Origin of the sequence: Stutzerimonas stutzeri, from assembly GCF_000952685.1 — a bacterium.
GTDB lineage: Bacteria > Pseudomonadota > Gammaproteobacteria > Pseudomonadales > Pseudomonadaceae > Stutzerimonas > Stutzerimonas stutzeri_E.
The window spans coordinates 32074-50512 of the sequence record NZ_JYHV01000024.1 but is presented as its reverse complement, the minus strand read 5'-3'; the positions used below and the strand labels follow the sequence as shown (position 1 = coordinate 50512).

At 60.8% G+C, this 18439-nt stretch carries 20 protein-coding genes; 19 read left to right on the top strand and 1 reads right to left on the bottom strand.

What is annotated here, in order from left to right; genetic code table 11:
* Positions 1 to 8: 8 nt before the first annotated feature.
* The 15 genes from fliH to flhB all read left to right on the top strand — a co-directional run bounded on the left by fliH (position 9) and on the right by flhB (position 12372).
* Positions 9 to 794: a flagellar assembly protein FliH gene (gene fliH / locus UF78_RS13530; RefSeq protein WP_045162740.1), complete on the top strand. Its 786-nt coding sequence runs from the start codon at positions 9 to 11 to the stop codon at positions 792 to 794.
* The gene (fliI, locus tag UF78_RS13525; RefSeq protein ID WP_045162739.1) at positions 784 to 2142 is read left to right on the top strand and encodes a flagellar protein export ATPase FliI; all 1359 of its coding nucleotides are present in this window, start codon (positions 784 to 786) and stop codon (positions 2140 to 2142) included. Before fliH ends, fliI begins: the two co-directional genes overlap by 11 nt.
* A gap of 3 nt (positions 2143 to 2145) precedes the next feature.
* Positions 2146 to 2598 (top strand): flagellar export protein FliJ, encoded by a 453-nt coding sequence (fliJ, locus tag UF78_RS13520; protein WP_045162738.1) that lies wholly within the window; start codon positions 2146 to 2148, stop codon positions 2596 to 2598.
* A gap of 169 nt (positions 2599 to 2767) precedes the next feature.
* Complete coding sequence (locus tag UF78_RS13515) at positions 2768 to 3073, top strand: STAS domain-containing protein (protein WP_045162737.1); 306 nt, start codon at positions 2768 to 2770, stop codon at positions 3071 to 3073.
* Complete coding sequence (locus tag UF78_RS13510) at positions 3074 to 4780, top strand: ATP-binding SpoIIE family protein phosphatase (protein ID WP_045162736.1); 1707 nt, start codon at positions 3074 to 3076, stop codon at positions 4778 to 4780.
* Positions 4781 to 4858: 78 nt separating this feature from the next.
* Positions 4859 to 5167, top strand: coding sequence for an Hpt domain-containing protein (locus tag UF78_RS13505; RefSeq protein ID WP_045162791.1), 309 nt, complete (start codon positions 4859 to 4861; stop codon positions 5165 to 5167).
* Between the two features lie 133 nt (positions 5168 to 5300).
* Entirely contained in the window at positions 5301 to 6536 is a 1236-nt protein-coding gene (locus tag UF78_RS13500) for a flagellar hook-length control protein FliK (protein ID WP_045162735.1), read from the top strand.
* A gap of 343 nt (positions 6537 to 6879) precedes the next feature.
* On the top strand, positions 6880 to 7413 hold the full coding sequence (gene fliL, locus UF78_RS13495) for a flagellar basal body-associated protein FliL (RefSeq protein ID WP_045162734.1): 534 nt from the start codon (positions 6880 to 6882) through the stop codon (positions 7411 to 7413).
* A 12-nt stretch (positions 7414 to 7425) separates the two neighbouring features.
* Complete coding sequence (gene fliM, locus UF78_RS13490; protein ID WP_045162733.1) at positions 7426 to 8397, top strand: flagellar motor switch protein FliM; 972 nt, start codon at positions 7426 to 7428, stop codon at positions 8395 to 8397.
* Between the two features lie 39 nt (positions 8398 to 8436).
* On the top strand, positions 8437 to 8904 hold the full coding sequence (gene fliN / locus UF78_RS13485; protein WP_045162732.1) for a flagellar motor switch protein FliN: 468 nt from the start codon (positions 8437 to 8439) through the stop codon (positions 8902 to 8904).
* Between the two features lies 1 nt (position 8905).
* A complete protein-coding gene (gene fliO, locus UF78_RS13480) occupies positions 8906 to 9325 on the top strand; it encodes a flagellar biosynthetic protein FliO (RefSeq protein ID WP_045162731.1) in 420 nt (139 codons plus the stop codon).
* Positions 9325 to 10101 carry a flagellar type III secretion system pore protein FliP gene (gene fliP, locus UF78_RS13475; RefSeq protein ID WP_045162730.1) on the top strand — a complete coding sequence of 259 codons (777 nt, stop codon included), beginning with the start codon at positions 9325 to 9327 and terminating at the stop codon, positions 10099 to 10101. The genes fliO and fliP overlap by 1 nt, the downstream gene beginning before the upstream one ends.
* Before the next feature lie 12 nt (positions 10102 to 10113).
* Positions 10114 to 10383 carry a flagellar biosynthesis protein FliQ gene (gene fliQ / locus UF78_RS13470; protein ID WP_019340606.1) on the top strand — a complete coding sequence of 90 codons (270 nt, stop codon included), beginning with the start codon at positions 10114 to 10116 and terminating at the stop codon, positions 10381 to 10383.
* A gap of 36 nt (positions 10384 to 10419) precedes the next feature.
* Positions 10420 to 11199: a flagellar biosynthetic protein FliR gene (fliR, locus tag UF78_RS13465; protein WP_045162729.1), complete on the top strand. Its 780-nt coding sequence runs from the start codon at positions 10420 to 10422 to the stop codon at positions 11197 to 11199.
* 36 nt (positions 11200 to 11235) lie between these two features.
* A complete protein-coding gene (flhB, locus tag UF78_RS13460) occupies positions 11236 to 12372 on the top strand; it encodes a flagellar biosynthesis protein FlhB (protein ID WP_045162728.1) in 1137 nt (378 codons plus the stop codon).
* Between the two features lie 214 nt (positions 12373 to 12586).
* Here flhB and sodC read toward each other — a convergent pair whose 3' ends face one another.
* Entirely contained in the window at positions 12587 to 13108 is a 522-nt protein-coding gene (gene sodC / locus UF78_RS13455; protein ID WP_045162727.1) for a superoxide dismutase family protein, read from the bottom strand.
* A gap of 235 nt (positions 13109 to 13343) precedes the next feature.
* On the opposite strand from sodC, the gene flhA reads away from it, so the two are divergent.
* From flhA to fliA, 4 genes are all read left to right on the top strand, one after another.
* Positions 13344 to 15464 (top strand): flagellar biosynthesis protein FlhA, encoded by a 2121-nt coding sequence (gene flhA / locus UF78_RS13450; RefSeq protein WP_045162726.1) that lies wholly within the window; start codon positions 13344 to 13346, stop codon positions 15462 to 15464.
* Between the two features lie 16 nt (positions 15465 to 15480).
* Positions 15481 to 16758 carry a flagellar biosynthesis protein FlhF gene (gene flhF, locus UF78_RS13445; RefSeq protein WP_045162725.1) on the top strand — a complete coding sequence of 426 codons (1278 nt, stop codon included), beginning with the start codon at positions 15481 to 15483 and terminating at the stop codon, positions 16756 to 16758.
* Positions 16759 to 16849: 91 nt separating this feature from the next.
* Positions 16850 to 17677: a flagellar synthesis regulator FleN gene (fleN, locus tag UF78_RS13440; RefSeq protein ID WP_045162724.1), complete on the top strand. Its 828-nt coding sequence runs from the start codon at positions 16850 to 16852 to the stop codon at positions 17675 to 17677.
* A gap of 17 nt (positions 17678 to 17694) precedes the next feature.
* Positions 17695 to 18420, top strand: a complete 726-nt coding sequence (gene fliA, locus UF78_RS13435; protein ID WP_045162723.1) for an RNA polymerase sigma factor FliA — start codon at positions 17695 to 17697, stop codon at positions 18418 to 18420.
* Positions 18421 to 18439 lie beyond the last annotated feature (19 nt).

The window sequence follows — 18439 nt, the reverse complement described above, 5'->3', positions numbered from 1 at the left end:
GAGCTGCAATGTCCAAGGAAAACCCCAGCGACGTAATCCGCGCGAAGGACGTCAATGTCTTCGATCGCTGGGCGCTGCCAAGCTTCGATCCGCTGGGTGCGGAGCCGCAAGAGCCTGAGGCGACTGTCGAACCGGCCGCCGAAGACCTGTCGCGCAGCGAGGATGTCCCCGTCGAGGAAGTCAAACCCTTGACACTCGACGAACTTGAGGCGATCCGTCAGGAGGCCTATAACGAAGGTTTCAGCACGGGCGAGAAAGATGGCTTTCATGCCGGCCAGCTCAAAGCTAGGCAGGAAGCCGAAGCGGTGCTGGCGCCCAAGCTGGGCAGCCTCGAGCAATTGATGACGCAGTTGCTCGAGCCCATCGCCGACCAGGATCGTAATCTCGAACACGCCATGGTCACGCTGGTCAGCCAGCTTGCTCGCGAGGTGATTCAGCGCGACTTGCTGATCGATTCGAGCCAGATCCGGCAGGTGCTGCGCGAGGCTCTGAAGCTGCTGCCCATGGGCGCCAGCAATGTGCGCATCGCCATCAATCCGCAGGATTTCGAGCTGGTCAAAGCGCTTCGCGAACGCCACGAAGAGACGTGGAAGATCGTCGAGGACAGCGACCTGCTGCCCGGCGGCTGCCGGATCGAGACCGAGCAGAGCCGGATCGATGCCAGTGTCGAAACGCGCCTGGCTCAGGCCATCAAGCAGCTGTTCGAGCAACAGCGCGAAAACGCCACCAGCCCACCGGAAGCTGACCTGCATCTGAACCTGGATACGGATTCGGAGAGCGCTGATGCGCCTTGAACGAACCAGCTTTGCCAAGCGTTTCGAAGCGTACGGCGAAGCGATCAAGCTCCCCAGCCAACCGATCCTCGAGGGTCGGTTGTTGCGCATGGTCGGCCTGACATTGGAGGCCGAAGGGCTGCGCGCCGCCGTTGGCAGCCGTTGCCTGGTGATCAACGAAGACAGCTATCACCCGACGCAGGTCGAGGCGGAGGTGATGGGCTTCTCCAGCGGCAAGCTGTATCTGATGCCGGTCGGCAGCCTCGCCGGCATCGCTCCCGGTGCGCGGGTCGTGCCGCTGGCCAATACCGGCCGTCTGCCCATGGGCACCTCGATGCTCGGCCGCGTGCTCGACGGTGCCGGCCGCGCGCTGGACGGCAAGGGTGGGATGAAAGCCGAGGACTGGGTACCGATGGACGGCCCGGTGATCAACCCGCTCAAGCGCCACCCGATCAGCGAGCCGCTGGACGTCGGCATTCGTAGCATCAACGGTTTGCTGACTGTCGGCCGCGGACAGCGTCTCGGCCTGTTCGCCGGTACCGGTGTGGGTAAATCGGTGCTGCTTGGGATGATGACGCGCTTCACCGAGGCCGATGTCATTGTGGTCGGGCTGATCGGCGAGCGGGGCCGTGAGGTCAAGGAGTTCATCGAGAACATCCTCACCGAAGAGAGCATCAAGCGCTCGGTGGTGGTGGCATCGCCTGCCGACGATGCGCCCTTGATGCGTTTGCGCGCGGCGATGTACTGCACGCGCATCGCTGAATATTTCCGCGACAAGGGCAAGAACGTATTGCTGCTGATGGATTCGCTGACCCGTTTCGCCCAGGCCCAGCGCGAAATTGCCTTGGCCATCGGCGAGCCGCCGGCGACCAAGGGCTATCCGCCCTCGGTCTTCGCCAAGCTGCCCAGCCTGGTGGAACGCGCCGGAAACGCGGAGGAGGGCGGTGGCTCGATCACCGCGTTCTACACCGTACTGTCCGAGGGCGACGATCAGCAGGACCCGATCGCCGATGCGGCGCGAGGCGTGCTCGACGGGCACATCGTGTTGTCACGTCGGCTGGCGGAGGAAGGGCACTATCCAGCGATCGACATCGAAGCGTCCATCAGTCGGGTCATGCCACAGGTGGTCAGTCCCGAGCATGTCCGTCACTCGCAGCGCTTCAAACAGCTGTGGTCGCGCTATCAGCAGAGCCGCGATCTGATCAGCGTCGGCGCCTACGTGCCCGGCGGCGATCCGGAAACCGACCTGGCCATCGCCCGGCAGGCGGAGATGGTTCGCTATCTTCGACAGGGTTTGGACGAGGCCGAACACTTGGCCCATAGCGAGGCACTGCTGGCCAGCGTATTCAACGCCAAGGCGGCGAGCTAAACCTTGTCGGCGAGCCGTGCCGCGCGCCTGGCGCCCGTAATCGACATGGCTGAGCGCGCCGAGCGCGACGCCGCGAGACTGTTCGGGCAAGGTCAGGCGCAACTGTCCCAGGCCGAAGCCAAGCTGGGCGAGTTGCGCCAGTATTTCGGTGACTACCAGCAGCAGTGGCTGAGTCAGGGCAGTCAGGGTGTCTCCGGTCAGTGGCTGATGAATTACCAGCGATTCCTTTCGCAGCTCGAGTCGGCCATAGGCCAACAGCAGCGCAGCGTCGACTGGCATCGCAACAACCTCGACAAGCTCCGCGAGCAATGGCAGCAGCGCAGTGCACGTCTGGATGGTTTGCGCAAACTGGTCGAACGCTACCTGCAGGAAGCACGAACGGCGGCCGACAAGCGTGAGCAGAAACTCCTCGATGAATTTTCGCAACGGCTGGCGGGCCGACCTAAACAGGATTGAAGCTTGCTGAGCGGGGGTTTGGGTGCTACATCTTCATCAGCCTGTTTGCTACAGCACGCCTGGTTACTGATGTCGCCGGCACCAACGGTCGAGGTGCCGTTTTGACGATGCACCAGCGCCGTCCAGCCAATATGGCAGTCAAGTTCTCGCATTGGATCAGGAGCGCTACATGACCATCAGTTCACAGCTATCGGCAGATGGACAGGAGCTGACTATCACCATTCAAGGGCGCTTCGATTTCAACACTCATCAGGCCTTTCGCGACGCCTATCAGCGTACCGGCAACACGCCCAACCGTTATGTAGTCGACCTCAGCGGCGCGACCTATCTCGACAGTTCAGCACTCGGCATGTTGTTGCTGCTACGCGACCATGGCGGCAGCGACAAAGCCGACATTCGCCTGATCAACTGCAATCCGGATGTGCGAAAGGTTCTTTCGGTTTCCAACTTCGAACAATTGTTCGCGATCGCCTGAATGCCTCGCCGGCTCTCCATACTCATCGCCGAGGATGGCGCGGCCGATCGCATGCTGCTCGCCGCCATCGTCGGTCGCCAAGGGCATCGCGTGACCACCGCATCCAATGGCGCCGAAGCGGTACGGCGCTTCGAAGGCGAACGGCCGCAACTGGTGTTGATGGATGCACTGATGCCGGTGATGGACGGGTTCGAGGCTGCTCGGCAGATCAAGCGCCTGGCCGGCAACGAGCTGGTGCCGATCATCTTTCTCACCTCACTGACGGAAAACGAGGCCTTGGTGCGTTGCCTCGAAGCAGGCGGCGACGACTTCATCGCAAAGCCCTACAACCCGATCATCCTCGAAGCGAAGATCCAGGCCATGCATCGCCTGCGTCGTTTGCAGGCCACGGTGCTGGAACAGCGTGATCTCATCGCTCGGCGTAACCAGCAACTGCTCGACGAGCAGAACGCGGCCAAGGCGATCTTCGACAAGGTGGCTCATGCCGGCTGCCTGAATGCCCCAAACATCCGCTACCGGCAGTCGCCGCGCGCCCTGTTCAACGGCGATCTGTTGCTGGCTGCGCACGCGCCGGCCGGCAGGATGTTCGTGCTGCTGGGCGATTTCACCGGCCATGGACTGCCTGCCGCGATCGGTGCCATGCCGCTGGCCGAGACCTTTTACGGGATGACCGCCAAGGGCTATTCCAGCAACGAGATCCTTCGCGAGATCAATACCAAACTGAAACTGATCCTGCCCGTGGAAATGTTCTGCTGTGCCACGTTGCTGGATATCAACCTCGAGCAAGGCTCGCTGCGGGTATGGAATGGCGGATTGCCGGACGGCTATCTGCTCAGGGCTTCGGGCGGCGAACGCTTGCCGCTGCGCTCCCGACATCTGCCGCTTGGGGTGCTGGACGCATCCTCTTTCGATGACAGCTTCGAGACTTTGCCGCTGGCGATTGGCGACCGCCTGCTGCTGATGTCCGACGGGATTCTGGAAAGCTGCAATGCTGATGATGAGTTGTTCGGTGAGCAGCGGCTGCTGGCCGTCATGGACGCGAACCTGGAGCCCTGCGCACTGTTCGATGAAATTGAGGAGGCGCTGCTCGCCTTTCACGGTCAAATACTTGACGATATGAGCCTGGTCGAAGTGAGCATGATCGATCAGGCCGTCCAGGTTGCGTTTCAGCCGCTCGATATTTATCCGCTAGGTTCGCAACAGCTGCGGGCCAAGGATTGGTCGGTCAGCTTCGAACTTCGCCCGAGCAGCTTGCGCACGGCCAATCCTTTGCCGATGACGATGCAACTGCTGCTGCAGATCTCACCCCTGCGTCATCGTGCCGGCACCATATACACCGTGTTGACCGAACTCTACGCCAATGCGCTGGAGCACGGCGTGCTGTTGCTAGACTCATCGTTGAAGTGCGATGCCAACGGTTTTGCAAGCTACTATCAAGAGCGTCAACGGCGACTGGACGCGCTTACCGACGGCTTCGTGTCCATCGACCTGAGCGTCAAATCCGAAGACGCGAAGGGCTGTCTACGCATCGGCGTGCGTGACAGCGGTCCGGGGTTCGACGTGCAGGGAGTACTGAACAAGCAGTACTGCGCCGAATGCCTGGGAGGGCGGGGTTTGCGCATGATTAGCCGACTGAGCGATCACTTCTGTTGGCAACCGGATGGTAAGGCTTTGAACGTGGAGTTTCACTGGTCCGGTCATGCATAATTCGTCGTTTTTCCAGCCAGGAGCATATCCGTGGTCGATCACCTCGACAGCCGCGTACTGGCGTCCCTCCAGGATGTGATGGAAGCGGAGTATCCGGTACTGCTGGATACTTTTCTCGCCGACTCGGAAGAGCGGCTGCGTCTGTTGCAGAGCGCCGGCCGGAGCGGTGATGCGGAAAATCTGCGTCAGGCTGCCCACAGCTTCAAGGGCAGTTGCAGCAATATGGGTGCGGCGCTGCTGGCGGAACTTTGTCGCGAGCTGGAAGAAACCGCACGGCTCGAACTGCTCGATGCTGCGTGCGAGCTGATCGAACGTATTGAGCGCGAGTTCGCCATCGTACGAATCCTCTACCGAGCCGAACGCCAGCGTTATGGCGGGTCTGGCTGATGTCGTGGCGCGCTGACGCGCTCCATGAAAGCCTTCAGGGAAGCTATCGAGCTCTTTCGTAATTGATCAGCTATGTCGCTGGCCTGGGTTTTGCTTTAGGAGATGCACGTCATCATCCTGAGCGGAAAGACCCATGGCCGTTTCCCCCGATCTGTTACTCAACATCAAGGCACCCCCCGCTGCCGTCAAGGCCGCGAATGCCTCCACCAAAGCTGCCCCTCAAGCCAGTCGGGACGAGCCTTCCAGCTTCGCCAACGTCTATGCCAAGGAGCGTCAGGCCAAGCCGGTCGAACGTCACGAAAGCGCAGCGAAGCCTGTCCGTGACAAGCCGGCAGGCGAAAAGCCGAGTCAGGAAACCGCCGAGGCTAGCGGCACCGAAAAGCCGGTCACGGCTGAGGCCGGCAACGAATTGCCTGTCGAGTCCGAGGACGGGGACTTGCAAAATGCTGAGACCGAACTCGATCCGCTCCTGCTGTTCGGCATGGGCGGGCAAGGGGATATCAGCGCGGAGCCGGCCGCGCCGCCCCTGACCGGCAATGAGTTCCTGGTTGGCCTGGCACAAGCGACGGCAGCGGCTACGGCGACAACGGAGGAGAGCGAAGGGGAAGGTGATACGGCACTGGCCGGGCAGCGTTCGGTGGAACTCCAATCTGCCGCCCAGAAGAGCCCCTTCTCGAATCTCCTCCTGCCGGATGAAGCGTCCGCAGACGTCGATGATGCGCTTCCGGCGAGCTTGATTGCGGGTGAGGAGCTCGGTGAAGATTCTGACGAGCCCTCGCTCGAAGAGGGCTTCAGCGAGCTACTCGACAAGCTTGATGTGCCGAAGGAAAGCCGCACTAGCGCCAGCGACGCTGCGATTAACCGGCTCAATCCACTGACACAGGCGATTGCTCAGCAGAATCAGATGCAGGCACAGCGGCCAGCCATGGTGCCGGGACAGCCAGTGCAGATGCAGCAATCCGGCTGGAGCGAGGCAGTGGTCGACAGGGTGATGTGGTTGTCCAGCCAGAACCTCAAATCGGCCGAAATCCAGCTCGATCCGGCGGAATTGGGGCGTATGGAGGTTCGTATCGACATGCACAAGGACCAGACCCAGGTGACCTTCCTCAGTCCTCATGCGGGTGTCCGTGACGCACTGGAAGGGCAGATGCACCGGCTAAGGGAAATGTTTGCACAGCAGGGCATGACCATGGACGTGAACGTTTCCGACCAGTCCCGCGGCTGGCAGGGCGATCGCGGCGGCGAATCGCGGGGCAGGAGCGTGACCGGCTCAGCCGCTGGCGGGGACGAGGAGAGCGTTCGCGGCACGATGGAAATCAGCACCGGTCGCACCGGTGGCGACCGCGGTCTGGTTGATTACTACGCATGACCGTTGGCGTGGGTGTGGCTAGTTCAGCGAGTCGGTTTCTGCGCTTAAGGCCCAGGTACTGCGTTGCTGCTCCCTCACTATGACTTATCGCAGCGCTTGTCTCGGAACCTCGGTCATCCGAACTTGAGTGGAACCAACTAGCCGTACAGACCGCTAGTCACAGAGAACCGGGCTTCGCGCCCGGTTTTTTTGTATCAGTGGGGCGGTGGGCTCTTGGTCGCAAATTGGCGAGCGGCGCATGGCAATCGTTTACGGCGCGCGCTGCCTGGCCGATACTTTGGCACAGCAGTTGCTCGTAACGCTTTGATGCGAGTGAAAACACTTGTGATGACGGATATTTGGCATGGCTAAGAAACAAGGACCCCCAGACGTAGCGAGTCCTGCAGCTCCAACCGAGGGGAAGGGCAAGCTGAAGCTGATTATCCTGATCGTACTCGGCGTGCTGCTGGCGGTCGGACTGTCGATAGGCGGAACGATCTACTTCATGTCCCGTGGCGCATCCGAACCGGCGCACACGGACGAGGCCAAGCATTCCCAGGCGGCGCCGCAGCGGCAGGCAGCGACCTATGAAGTGCTGGCGCCGGCCTTCATCGTCAATTTCGCAAATGTCGGCGGTCGCCAGCATTACATGCAGGTCAGCGTGGCGTTGATGTCACGTGATCAGGCTGCGCTCGACGCGTTGAAGGAACACATGCCGTTGTTGCGCAATCAACTGGTTATGCTGTTTTCCAGTCAGGAATTCGCCACCCTGGCCACGCCGGTCGGGCAGGAGATGCTTCGACAGCAGGCGACTGCTAGCGTCCAGGAGCTGGCGCAGAAGGAAATCGGCAAGCTTGCGATTGAGCAAGTGCTGTTCACCAACTTCGTATTGCAATAGGGGGCGTTGTAGATGGCTGTTCAAGACCTGCTCTCGCAAGACGAGATCGACGCGCTCCTGCACGGGGTCGACGACGGTCTGGTCGATACCGAAAGCGACGCCGAGCCGGGCAGCATCAAAAGTTACGACCTGACCAGCCAGGACCGCATCGTCCGCGGGCGCATGCCCACCCTGGAAATGGTTAACGAGCGTTTCGCCCGTTATACCCGCATCAGCATGTTCAACCTGCTACGCCGCTCGGCCGATGTGTCGGTGGGTGGGGTGCAGGTGATGAAGTTCGGTGAGTACGTGCATTCGCTGTATGTGCCGACCAGCCTAAACCTGGTCAAGATCAAGCCGTTGCGTGGCACCTCGCTGTTCATTCTCGATGCCAAGCTGGTGTTCAAGCTGGTGGACAACTTCTTCGGCGGTGACGGTCGGCACGCCAAGATCGAAGGTCGCGAGTTCACACCCACCGAATTGCGCGTCGTACGCATGGTATTGGACCAGGCGTTCGTCGATCTGAAAGAGGCGTGGCATGCGGTGCTCGACGTCAACTTCGAATACGTGCATTCAGAAGTGAATCCGGCGCTGGCCAACATCGTCAGCCCCAGCGAAGTAGTCGTGGTGTCGACTTTCCATATCGAACTCGAAAGCGGCGGTGGCGATTTCCATGTGACGATGCCGTACTCGATGATCGAGCCGATCCGCGAAATGCTCGACGCCGGCTTCCAATCGGACGTCAGCGATCAGGACGAGCGCTGGGTGAATGCCCTGCGCGAGGACGTGCTCGATGTGAACGTGCCGCTCGGTGCGACGGTCGTACGGCGCCAACTCAAATTGCGCGACATTCTGAATATGCAACCGGGCGACGTGATTCCGGTGGAAATGCCCGAAGACATGATCATGCGTGCCAATGGCATGCCCGCCTTCAAGGTCAAGCTGGGCGCGCACAAGGGCAACCTGGCGCTGCAGGTGCTTGAGTCCGTATTGCGACCCCGTTGATTCAACTCCTAACTATTATCAGCCGGTCGAGGATTAGCGATGGCAGACGAACATGAAAACACTTCAGCCGAAGAACAGGCGCTTGCCGATGAGTGGGCTTCGGCGTTGGCCGAGGCCGGCGATGCCAACCAGGACGACATCGACGCGCTGCTGAATCAAGGGCCGGCAGCGGCTCCGGCGCCACCACGTGCGCCACTGGAGGAGTTCGGTAGCAGCCCGAAGGCGGCCGCAACGGCCGGTCTCGACGGCCCTAATCTGGATGTGATCCTGGACATCCCGGTGTCCATCTCTATGGAGGTCGGCAGCACCGAGATCAGTATTCGCAACCTGTTGCAGCTCAACCAGGGCTCGGTGGTCGAACTTGACCGGCTGGCGGGCGAGCCACTGGACGTACTGGTCAACGGCACCCTGATCGCCCACGGCGAGGTGGTGGTGGTGAACGAGAAGTTCGGCATCCGTCTGACTGACGTGATCAGTCCGAGCGAACGCATCAAGAAGTTGCGCTGACATGCGAATCCTGTCCTTCCTTTCGCTGCTGCTGGCCTTGCCGGTGATGGCCGCCGAACCCACGACAAGCATGAGCACTACCGGAATGGGCACGCAGATGACCAAGCTGCTGCTCGGTCTGTTGCTGGTGATAGGTCTGATCTTTCTGCTCGCCTGGTTGCTGCGTCGGATGCAACAACTCAACCCGCGCGGCAACCAGGCCATCAAGCTGATCTCCAGCCACGCGCTCGGCCCCCGCGAGCGTCTGGTGCTGGTCCAGGTCGGCAGCGAACAGGTGCTGCTCGGCTTGAGTGCGGGTCGCATCACGCCGCTGCACGTGCTTGAAGAGCCGGTTCATCTGCCGGACGCCGAACCAGCCAATCCGGAGTTTGCCCAGCGCCTGATGGAGCTGCTCGGCAGGGACCAGAAGGATAAGCACTGATGCTTCGATTGTTGCTGACGGTCCTGCTGGTATTGGCCGCGCCGTTTGCCTTGGGCCAGGATGCCGCAGGTGTGATCACTCAGGGCGATAACCCGCTGTCGATACCGGCGATTACCTTGAGTACCGATGCGCAGGGCCAGCAGGAATATTCGGTCAGCCTGCAGATCCTGCTGATCATGACGGCGCTGAGCTTCATCCCGGCGTTCGTCATGCTGATGACCAGCTTTACCCGGATCATCATCGTCTTTTCAATCTTGCGTCAGGCGTTGGGTCTGCAACAGACGCCGTCGAACCAGATCCTCGTCGGTCTGACGATTTTTCTCACATTGTTCATCATGGCGCCGGTGTTCGAGCGGATAAACAACGACGCGGTGCAACCCTATTTGAATGAACAACTGTCCGCGCCGGACGCGATTGCGCGGGCCGAGGTGCCGTTGAAGAACTTCATGCTCGCGCAAACCCGTGAAAGCGACCTCGAGTTGTTCGTGCGGCTTTCGCGGCGGACTGACATCCAGACGCCGGACGCCGCGCCGCTGACCATCCTGGTGCCGGCGTTCGTAACCTCTGAGCTGAAAACCGCCTTCCAGATCGGTTTCATGATCTTCATCCCGTTCCTGATCATCGATATGGTGGTGGCCAGCGTGCTGATGGCGATGGGCATGATGATGCTGTCGCCACTGATCATCTCGTTGCCGTTCAAAATCATGCTCTTCGTGCTGGTCGATGGCTGGGGCTTGATCATCGGCACGCTCGCCAGCAGTTTCGGCACGCTATAGGGGGAGGGCAGGATGACACCCGAAGTCGCGGTTGACCTGTTTCGAGAAGGCCTGTGGATGACTGCGATGATCGTCGGCGTGCTGGTGGTGCCGAGTCTGCTGGTCGGCCTGGTGGTAGCGATGTTTCAGGCGGCCACGCAGATCAACGAACAAACCCTGAGTTTTCTGCCGCGTCTGCTGGTCATGCTGATGACCCTGATCTGGGCGGGCCCCTGGCTGGTACGCGAGCTGATGGAGTACACGCAGGGCCTGATTCAGAACATTCCGCTGATCATCGGGTAGTCATGATGATCAGTGCATTCAGCAAGGCGCACGCCTGTGCTTGAACTCAGCGATGCGCAGATCGGCGCCTGGGTTGGGCAGTTCCTGCTGCCGTTGTTTCGCATCGCGGCGCTGTTGATGAGCATGCCGATCATCGGCACCCAGCTGGTGCCGATGCGTGTGCGGTTGTACCTCGCGATTGCCATCGCGGTGGTGCTGGTGCCAGCACTGCCATCGGTGCCGGTCGTCGAGGCACTGAGTGCGCAGGCCTTGGTATTGATCGCCGAACAGATTTTGATTGGCGTGATGCTGGGGTTCGTCCTGCAGCTTTTCTTCCAGGTTTTCATCGTGTCCGGTCAGATGCTGGCCATGCAGATGGGCTTGGGCTTCGCGTCGATGGTCGATCCGGCAAACGGCGTCTCGGTGCCAGTGATCGGCCAGTTTTTCAACATGCTGGTGATCCTGCTTTTCCTGTCCATGAACGGGCACCTGGTGGTGCTGGAGATCCTCACCGAAAGCTTCACCACGCTGCCGATTGGCGGTTGGCTGGTCGGCACCAACCATTTCTGGGAAGTGGCGGGCAAGCTCGGTTGGGTGCTGGGGGCGGGATTGTTGCTGGTTTTGCCGGCGATCACCGCGTTGCTGGTGGTGAACCTGGCGTTCGGCTTGATGACTCGTGCGGCGCCTCAACTGAATATTTTCTCCATCGGGTTTCCGTTGACCCTGGTGCTCGGTCTGATCATCGTCTGGATCGGCATGGCTGACATCCTTGCGCAATACCAGACCTTCGTCAGCGAAGCGCTGGGCATGTTGCGCGAACTCATCGGGCTACGCTGATGCTATTGCCTTCTCAACCGTGTCCGGAGCCCTCGCATGGCTGAAAGCGAAAGCGGTGCCGATAAAAGCGAGGAACCCACGGAGAAACGCATCCGTGAATCCCGAGAAAAGGGCCAGCTTGCCCGTTCCCGCGAATTGAGCACCGTGGCAGTGACGCTGGGAGGAATTGGCGGGCTGCTGGCCTCCGGTGGTGGGCTGGCGGGGAGTCTGATGGCGATGATGCAGGGCAGCTTCGAGCTCAGTCGCGAGACGCTGTTGGACGAGGCCGCTATGGTGAGACTGCTGATGAGCAGCGGCATGATCGCGCTCGAAGCGGTCATGCCGCTGCTGATCGTGTTGCTCATCGTCTCAATTGTCGGTCCGATTTCTCTGGGTGGATGGCTGTTTTCGGCCAAGGCGATGGCGCCCAAGTTCAGCCGGATGAATCCCGGTCCCGGCTTGAAGCGCATGTTTTCGACCAAGGCGCTGGTCGAACTGCTGAAAGCGTTGGGCAAGTTTCTGGTGGTGTTGTTGGTGGCGTTGGCGGTGCTCAGCGCCTACCAGGACGATCTGTTGTCGATCGCCAAGCAACCGCTGGATCTGGCCATCATGCACAGCGTCAATGTGGTGGGCTGGTGCGCGCTGTGGATGGCCTGCGGGCTGATTCTTATCGCGGCAGTGGACGTGCCATTCCAGCTTTGGGACAACAAGCAGAAGCTGATGATGACCAAGCAGGAAGTGCGCGACGAATACAAGGACAGCGAAGGTAAACCCGAAGTCAAATCGCGGATTCGTCAGTTGCAGCGCGATGCCGCTCAGCGACGGATGATGCAGGCGGTGCCGGACGCCGATGTGGTCATCACCAACCCGACCCACTTTGCAGTGGCGTTGAAATATGACGGCGCCAAAGGTGGTGCGCCGATGCTGGTGGCCAAGGGCGGCGATTTCGTCGCGTTGAAGATTCGTGAGATCGCCAGGGAACACCAGGTGACGGTGCTCGAATCCCCGGCATTGGCACGAGCGGTGTACTACTCCACCGAGCTCGAGCACGAAATCCCGGCGGGACTCTACTTGGCGGTGGCGCAGGTATTGGCGTACGTCTATCAGCTACGCCAGTATCGTTCCGGCAAGGGCAAGCGCCCCGATCCGCTGGGTAGCCTGCCGATTCCGCCTGATCTGCGGCGGGACGAGTAGCCGAAAAAAGCGCTGGAGGCTGGAGGCCGGAGGCTTAATGCCGAAGCGGAATCCGAAGCTTGAGTGTGGGAGGCGCGCCCCGCGGCGAATGCGGGCTTGCTGGCTGCTGAAAGGCCAAAAGCTTCGGCCCGGGTCGGGCCTCCCACAAAAAGCAGTGCGTCAGGCTTTGCCCCACGGTCGAAGCTGTTTCCAGCCTTCCAGCCTTCACCTGCTCTTATTCAATTACCCCGCAGGCAACCCGCGCACCGCCGCCGCCCAGGGGCTGTGGATGGTCGGAATGGTTGTCGCCGCCCTTGTGAACCATCAATGCCAGGCCCTTGATGTCGCCGAGGCTTTTCAGGCGTGGTGCCAGCACCGGCTGATTGGCCTTGCCGTCGCCGTCGACCATCAACGCGGGTAAATCGCCCATATGCCCTTCACCCCAGGGCTCGCCATGTTTGCCGGTGTTCTTCGGATCCCAATGGCCTCCGGCGGCGCCAGCGGCTATGGTTTCACCGTCCTTGTCCGCCGGTTCACAACTGCCCTTGGCGTGGATGTGGAACCCATGCGCGCCGGAGTCCAGGCCGGACAGCTCAGGGCGTAACACCAGTCCGTACTGGCTGCTCTCGATCTTGACGGTGCCGACGGACTCGCCAACACCCTCGGCTGTGACCGCCTTCATCGGCACGCTGAGGGTTTCGGCTTGTAGGCTCATGGCCGTGCAGCCGGCCAAGGCCGCGATGATCCACTGTTTCATGGCAAAACTCCTGTGTTGTCTGCGACGGCCGTGGCCGTCAGGGGTGTCGTGCGATGGCGTCGCGACGACATGCTTCCCGTGAGACTGTCCAGCGCCCGGTCGGTTCGAACACTGCCTCACTGCAGGCGTCTGGATCGGCAGCTGTAAGCCCTCGGCGAAGTTGGACCTCTTCTTGCTATAGCCTCGGCAGGGCGCGTTTTGCGTCAATTCTTTGTTCTGTTCTGACGGGGTGTACGTGGATCGCACGCAACTCATCAATATTCGTAACGGCCTGACCGGCGCGGGACGCGGCAACCTCGGCGTTCCGCTGCTGTTGCTCGTGATGATGGGCATGATGATGTTGTCGGTGCCGCCGTTCCTGTTGGACTTGCTGTTCACCTTCAACATCGCCCTTTCGATCGTGGTGTTGCTGGTCAGCGTCTACGCATTGCGGCCGCTGGATTTCGCAGTGTTTCCGACGATCCTGCTAGTCGCCACCCTGATGCGCCTGGCGCTGAACGTGGCCTCGACGCGGGTCGTGCTGATCAATGGTCACGAAGGGGGTTCTGCTGCCGGTCACGTGATCGAGGCCTTCGGCAACGTGGTCATTGGCGGCAACTACGTTGTGGGTATCGTGGTCTTCGCGATTTTGATGATCATCAACTTCGTCGTCGTCACTAAGGGTGCCGGGCGGATCTCGGAGGTCAGCGCGCGCTTCACCCTGGATGCCATGCCCGGCAAACAGATGGCAATCGATGCCGATCTCAACGCCGGTCTGATCGATCAGGCCGAAGCCAAGCTCCGCCGTGTCGAAGTGGCCTCCGAGGCGGACTTCTACGGCTCGATGGATGGTGCGAGCAAGTTCGTCCGCGGTGACGCCATTGCCGGTCTGCTGATCCTGTTCATCAACCTCATTGGCGGTGTTGGTATCGGCATGGCGCAGCATGGCATGAGCTTCAGCGAGGCTGGTCAGGTTTACGCGCTGCTGACCATCGGTGACGGCCTCGTTGCACAGATCCCTTCGCTGCTGCTGTCCACCTCTGCTGCCATCATGGTGACTCGCGTCACCAGCTCCGAGGACATGGGCCAGCAGGTCAACCGGCAGATGTTCGCCTCGCCGAAGGCGTTGGCGGTATCGGCGGGCATCATGATCGCCATGGGCCTGGTCCCTGGCATGCCGCACATGTCGTTTCTCGGTCTTGGTGCCGTTGCGGCCGGTGGCGCCTATTGGATCTGGCATCGTCAGAAACAAGTCAAGCAACAAGCCGAGCAGGAGGTGCAGAAGCAACAGGAAATGCTGCCTGCTCAGCGTGCCGCCGAGACCAAGGAGTTGGGCTGGGACGACGTGACGCCGGTGGACATGGTGGGTCTGGAGGTCGGTTATCGGTTGATACCGCTGGTCGATCGCAACCAGGGTGGACAGTTGCTGGCGCGGATCAAGGGTGTGCGCAAGAAGCTGTCGCAAGACCTCGGCTTCCTGATGCCATCGGTTCACATCCGTGACAACCTCGACCTGCTGCCCAATGCCTATCGCTTGACGCTGATGGGGGTGAGCCTGGCCGAGGCTGAGGTGTATCCGGATCGCGAGCTGGCGATCAATCCGGGGCAGGTATTCGGCCCGCTTAACGGTATCGCAGCCAAGGATCCGGCGTTCGGCCTGGAGGCGGTATGGATTGAGGCCAGCCAGCGCGATCAGGCGCAGTCCCTTGGCTATACCGTGGTGGACGCCAGTACCGTGGTGGCGACGCACCTGAACCAGGTGCTGCACAAGCACGCCCATGAGCTGCTCGGTCATGAGGAAGTCCAGCAACTGATGCAACTGCTGGCCAAGAGTTCGCCGAAGCTTGCCGAAGAGCTGGTGCCGGGGATGATTTCGCTTTCCACGTTGCTCAAGGTGCTACAAGCCTTGCTGCAGGAACAGGTGCCGGTGCGTGACATCCGGACCATTGCCGAGGCCATCGCCAACGTCGCCGTCAAGAGTCAAGATCCCGCCGCGATGGTGGCGGCGGTACGTGTCGCGCTCTCTCGTGCAATCGTGCAAAACGTTGTGGGACTAGAGCCGCAGCTGCCTGTGATCACCCTTGAGCCAAGATTGGAACAGATATTGCTCAATAGCCTTCAGAAGGTAGGACAAGGCTCGGAAGATGGCATTCTCCTCGAGCCCGGAATGGCCGAAAAGTTGCAAAGGTCCCTGGTAGAAGCGGCACAGCGTCAAGAAATGTTAGGTAAGCCGGCGATTCTGCTGGTAGCGGGTCCGGTCCGCGCGATGTTGTCGCGATTCGCCCGGCTGGCGGTACCGAACATTCATGTCCTGGCCTATCAGGAAATACCGGATAACAAGCAGGTCACCATCGTTTCCACGGTGGGTCAGAATTAACCGAGGGTTATAGGCCATGCAGGTCAAACGTTTCTTCGCAGCCGACATGCGTATCGCCATGAAAATGATTCGTGACGAGTTGGGCGCCGATGCCGTGATCACGGGCAACCGTCGTGTTGCTGGCGGCGTCGAGCTGACCGCTGTGCTTGATTATCCGATGGATACCGCGCCCAAGCAGCCAAACCCGGCGCTCGAAGCCGAGTTGCGCAAAACTCAGGCGCGAATCGCCGACGCTCATGCCGAATTGAGCGCACCGTCGCGCGTCCAGTCAGGCCAGGATCGTCAACTGCTTGACGAGAAACCTGCCGCAATGGCGCAGTCCAAGCCGGCCGCCGCTCCGGCAGCTGCCGATTCGCGTGCGATGGAAGCCATGCAGTCCGAACTGCAGGGGCTGCGTGAGCTGATCGAAATGCAGCTGGGTTCTATCGCCTGGGGGCAGGAGCAGAATCGTCGTCCGCAGCAGGCCAGCCTCTGGCGCCGTTTGCAGCGTATCGGGCTGCCGGCCGAGCTGTCGCGTACCTTGCTGGAGAAGGTTGCGACCGTGTCCGAGCCGCGCCAGGCCTGGCGTATGGTGCTGGCGTACCTGGCGCAAGCGATCAAGGTCAGCAAGGTCGAGCCGCTGGAAGAGGGCGGTATCATCGCGCTGGTCGGTCCGGCCGGTGCGGGCAAGACCACTACGCTGGCCAAGCTCGCGGCGCGCTACGTGCTCAAGCACGGCGCGCAGAGCATCGCGCTGGCGAGCATGGACAACTATCGTATCGGTGCGCATGAGCAATTGAAGACGCTGGGCCGCATTCTCGATGTACCGGTTATTCAAATCGATCCTACCCAGCCGCTGAGCAAGACGCTGGCACCGATGGCTCGCAAGCGTCTGATCCTCGTCGATACCGCCGGCCTGCCTGCCAGTGATCCGATGATGAATGTGCAGCTCGAAGCGCTGGCTGACCGCGGCATCAAATCGAAAAACTACCTGGTACTGCCGGCCACCAGCCAGAGCCAGGTGCTCAAGGCGACCTGGCACCACTACCGCCGTTGCGGGCTGGCGGGCTGTATTCTGACTAAACTGGATGAAGCCGGGAGCCTGGGTGATGTGCTTGGTCTGACCATCAGCCAGCATCTGCCCATCGCCTACCTCGCCGACGGGCCGCGTATCCCCGATGATCTGCACCTGCCGCGTAGCCACCAGCTGGTTAGCCGTGCAGTGAGTCTGCAATCCGAAGACAATCCCAGCGAGGAAACCATGGCCGACATGTTCTCCGGTCTGTACAACGGTTCTTCACGGAAGGTCGGGTGAACGCTTTGCTCCGTGACACATACAAAGATGGCGCGTTCGGGCTGAACGCATCGATGGCCCAAGGGCTCCAGCAAGAGATAGGCGTGTGAAAATGGGTATTCATCCCGTACAGGTTATTGCAGTGACTGGCGGCAAGGGTGGCGTCGGCAAGACCAACGTGTCGGTCAATCTGTCGCTGGCCCTGGCCGAACTCGGTCGCCGAGTGGTGTTGCTCGACGCCGACCTTGGACTGGCCAATGTCGACGTACTGCTGGGTTTGACCACCAAGCGCACCCTGGCAGACGTCATTGCCGGCGAGTGCGATCTGCGTGACGTAATGATTCAAGGGCCGGGCGGCATCCGTGTCGTACCCGCGGCCTCCGGCACTCAGAGCATGGTGCAGTTGTCTACTCTGCAACATTCGGGGTTGATTCAGGCGTTCAGCGAAATCGGCAACGATATCGACGTGCTGATCATCGACACCGCGGCGGGTATCGGTGACGGCGTAGTGAGCTTTGTGCGTGCCGCGCAAGAAGTGTTGTTGGTGGTGACCGACGAACCCACTTCGATCACCGATGCCTACGCGCTGATCAAGCTCCTCAATCGCGACTACGGGATCAGCCGCTTCCGTGTGCTGGCGAACATGGCGCACGCGCCGCAGGAAGGCCGCAATCTGTTTGCGAAGCTGACCAAGGTGACCGAGCGCTTCCTTGATGTAGCGTTGCAGTACGTCGGCGCCATTCCTTATGACGAGGCGGTGCGCAAGGCGGTACAGAAGCAGCGCGCCGTGTACGAGGCTTATCCGCGAGCCAAGTGCTCGCTGGCCTTCAAGGCCATCGCGCAGAAAGTGGACACCTGGCCGCTGCCGGCGTCGCCACGTGGTCATTTGGAATTCTTTGTGGAGCGCCTGGTCAGGCCCGCCGCAGAGCCTCATGAATAACAGCGGCTGGACTCGGTATGTATAACAGCAAAGCTCAGGCTAAAGATTCGCAGTATCAGCTCATCGATCAGTACGCGCCGTTGGTCAAGCGCATCGCCTATCACCTCCTGGCGCGTTTGCCGGCGAGCGTGCAGGTTGATGATCTGATGCAGGCCGGGATGATCGGTTTGCTGGAAGCGTCAAAAAAATACGATGCGGGCAAGGGCGCGAGTTTCGAGACCTATGCCGGCATTCGCATCCGCGGCGCCATGCTCGATGAGGTCCGTAAGGGTGACTGGGCGCCGCGCTCGGTGCATCGCAACTCTCGTATGGTCAGCGAGGCGATCCGGGCAATCGAAGCCAGAACGGGCCGAGATGCTAAAGATCAGGACGTTGCGGCCGAACTTAAATTGAGTCTCGATGAGTACTACGGCATTCTGGGCGACACCCTGGGCAGCCGCCTGTTCAGCTTTGATGATCTGTTGCAGGAAGGCGAGCATGGGGAGTTCGAGGAGGATGCTGCCAGCACCCATCCGGAACCGTCCCGCGATCTTGAAGACGAGCGTTTTCAACAGGCGCTGGCCGAGGCCATCGGCAACTTGCCCGAACGTGAGAAGCTGGTGCTTTCGCTGTATTACGACGAAGAGTTGAATTTGAAGGAAATCGGCCAGGTGCTGGGCGTCAGTGAATCGCGGGTGAGTCAGCTGCACAGTCAGTGCGCGGCACGTCTGCGGGCTCGCCTCGGCGAGTGGCGCGCCCGCTGACGGGCGGTTCGCAAAACAG

Coding starts and splice junctions, on each gene's coding strand:
- fliA (WP_045162723.1), top strand. CDS start 17,695: ATGTATAACAGCAAAGCTCAGGCTAAAGATTCGCAGTATCAGCTCATC.
- fliI (WP_045162739.1), top strand. CDS start 784: ATGCGCCTTGAACGAACCAGCTTTGCCAAGCGTTTCGAAGCGTACGGC.
- fliP (WP_045162730.1), top strand. CDS start 9,325: ATGCTTCGATTGTTGCTGACGGTCCTGCTGGTATTGGCCGCGCCGTTT.
- sodC (WP_045162727.1), bottom strand. CDS start 13,108: ATGAAACAGTGGATCATCGCGGCCTTGGCCGGCTGCACGGCCATGAGC.
- fliQ (WP_019340606.1), top strand. CDS start 10,114: ATGACACCCGAAGTCGCGGTTGACCTGTTTCGAGAAGGCCTGTGGATG.
- fliM (WP_045162733.1), top strand. CDS start 7,426: ATGGCTGTTCAAGACCTGCTCTCGCAAGACGAGATCGACGCGCTCCTG.
- fliH (WP_045162740.1), top strand. CDS start 9: ATGTCCAAGGAAAACCCCAGCGACGTAATCCGCGCGAAGGACGTCAAT.
- fliN (WP_045162732.1), top strand. CDS start 8,437: ATGGCAGACGAACATGAAAACACTTCAGCCGAAGAACAGGCGCTTGCC.
- fleN (WP_045162724.1), top strand. CDS start 16,850: ATGGGTATTCATCCCGTACAGGTTATTGCAGTGACTGGCGGCAAGGGT.
- flhB (WP_045162728.1), top strand. CDS start 11,236: ATGGCTGAAAGCGAAAGCGGTGCCGATAAAAGCGAGGAACCCACGGAG.
- UF78_RS13500 (WP_045162735.1), top strand. CDS start 5,301: ATGGCCGTTTCCCCCGATCTGTTACTCAACATCAAGGCACCCCCCGCT.
- UF78_RS13510 (WP_045162736.1), top strand. CDS start 3,074: ATGCCTCGCCGGCTCTCCATACTCATCGCCGAGGATGGCGCGGCCGAT.
- UF78_RS13505 (WP_045162791.1), top strand. CDS start 4,859: ATGGAAGCGGAGTATCCGGTACTGCTGGATACTTTTCTCGCCGACTCG.
- fliO (WP_045162731.1), top strand. CDS start 8,906: ATGCGAATCCTGTCCTTCCTTTCGCTGCTGCTGGCCTTGCCGGTGATG.
- flhF (WP_045162725.1), top strand. CDS start 15,481: ATGCAGGTCAAACGTTTCTTCGCAGCCGACATGCGTATCGCCATGAAA.
- UF78_RS13515 (WP_045162737.1), top strand. CDS start 2,768: ATGACCATCAGTTCACAGCTATCGGCAGATGGACAGGAGCTGACTATC.
- fliL (WP_045162734.1), top strand. CDS start 6,880: ATGGCTAAGAAACAAGGACCCCCAGACGTAGCGAGTCCTGCAGCTCCA.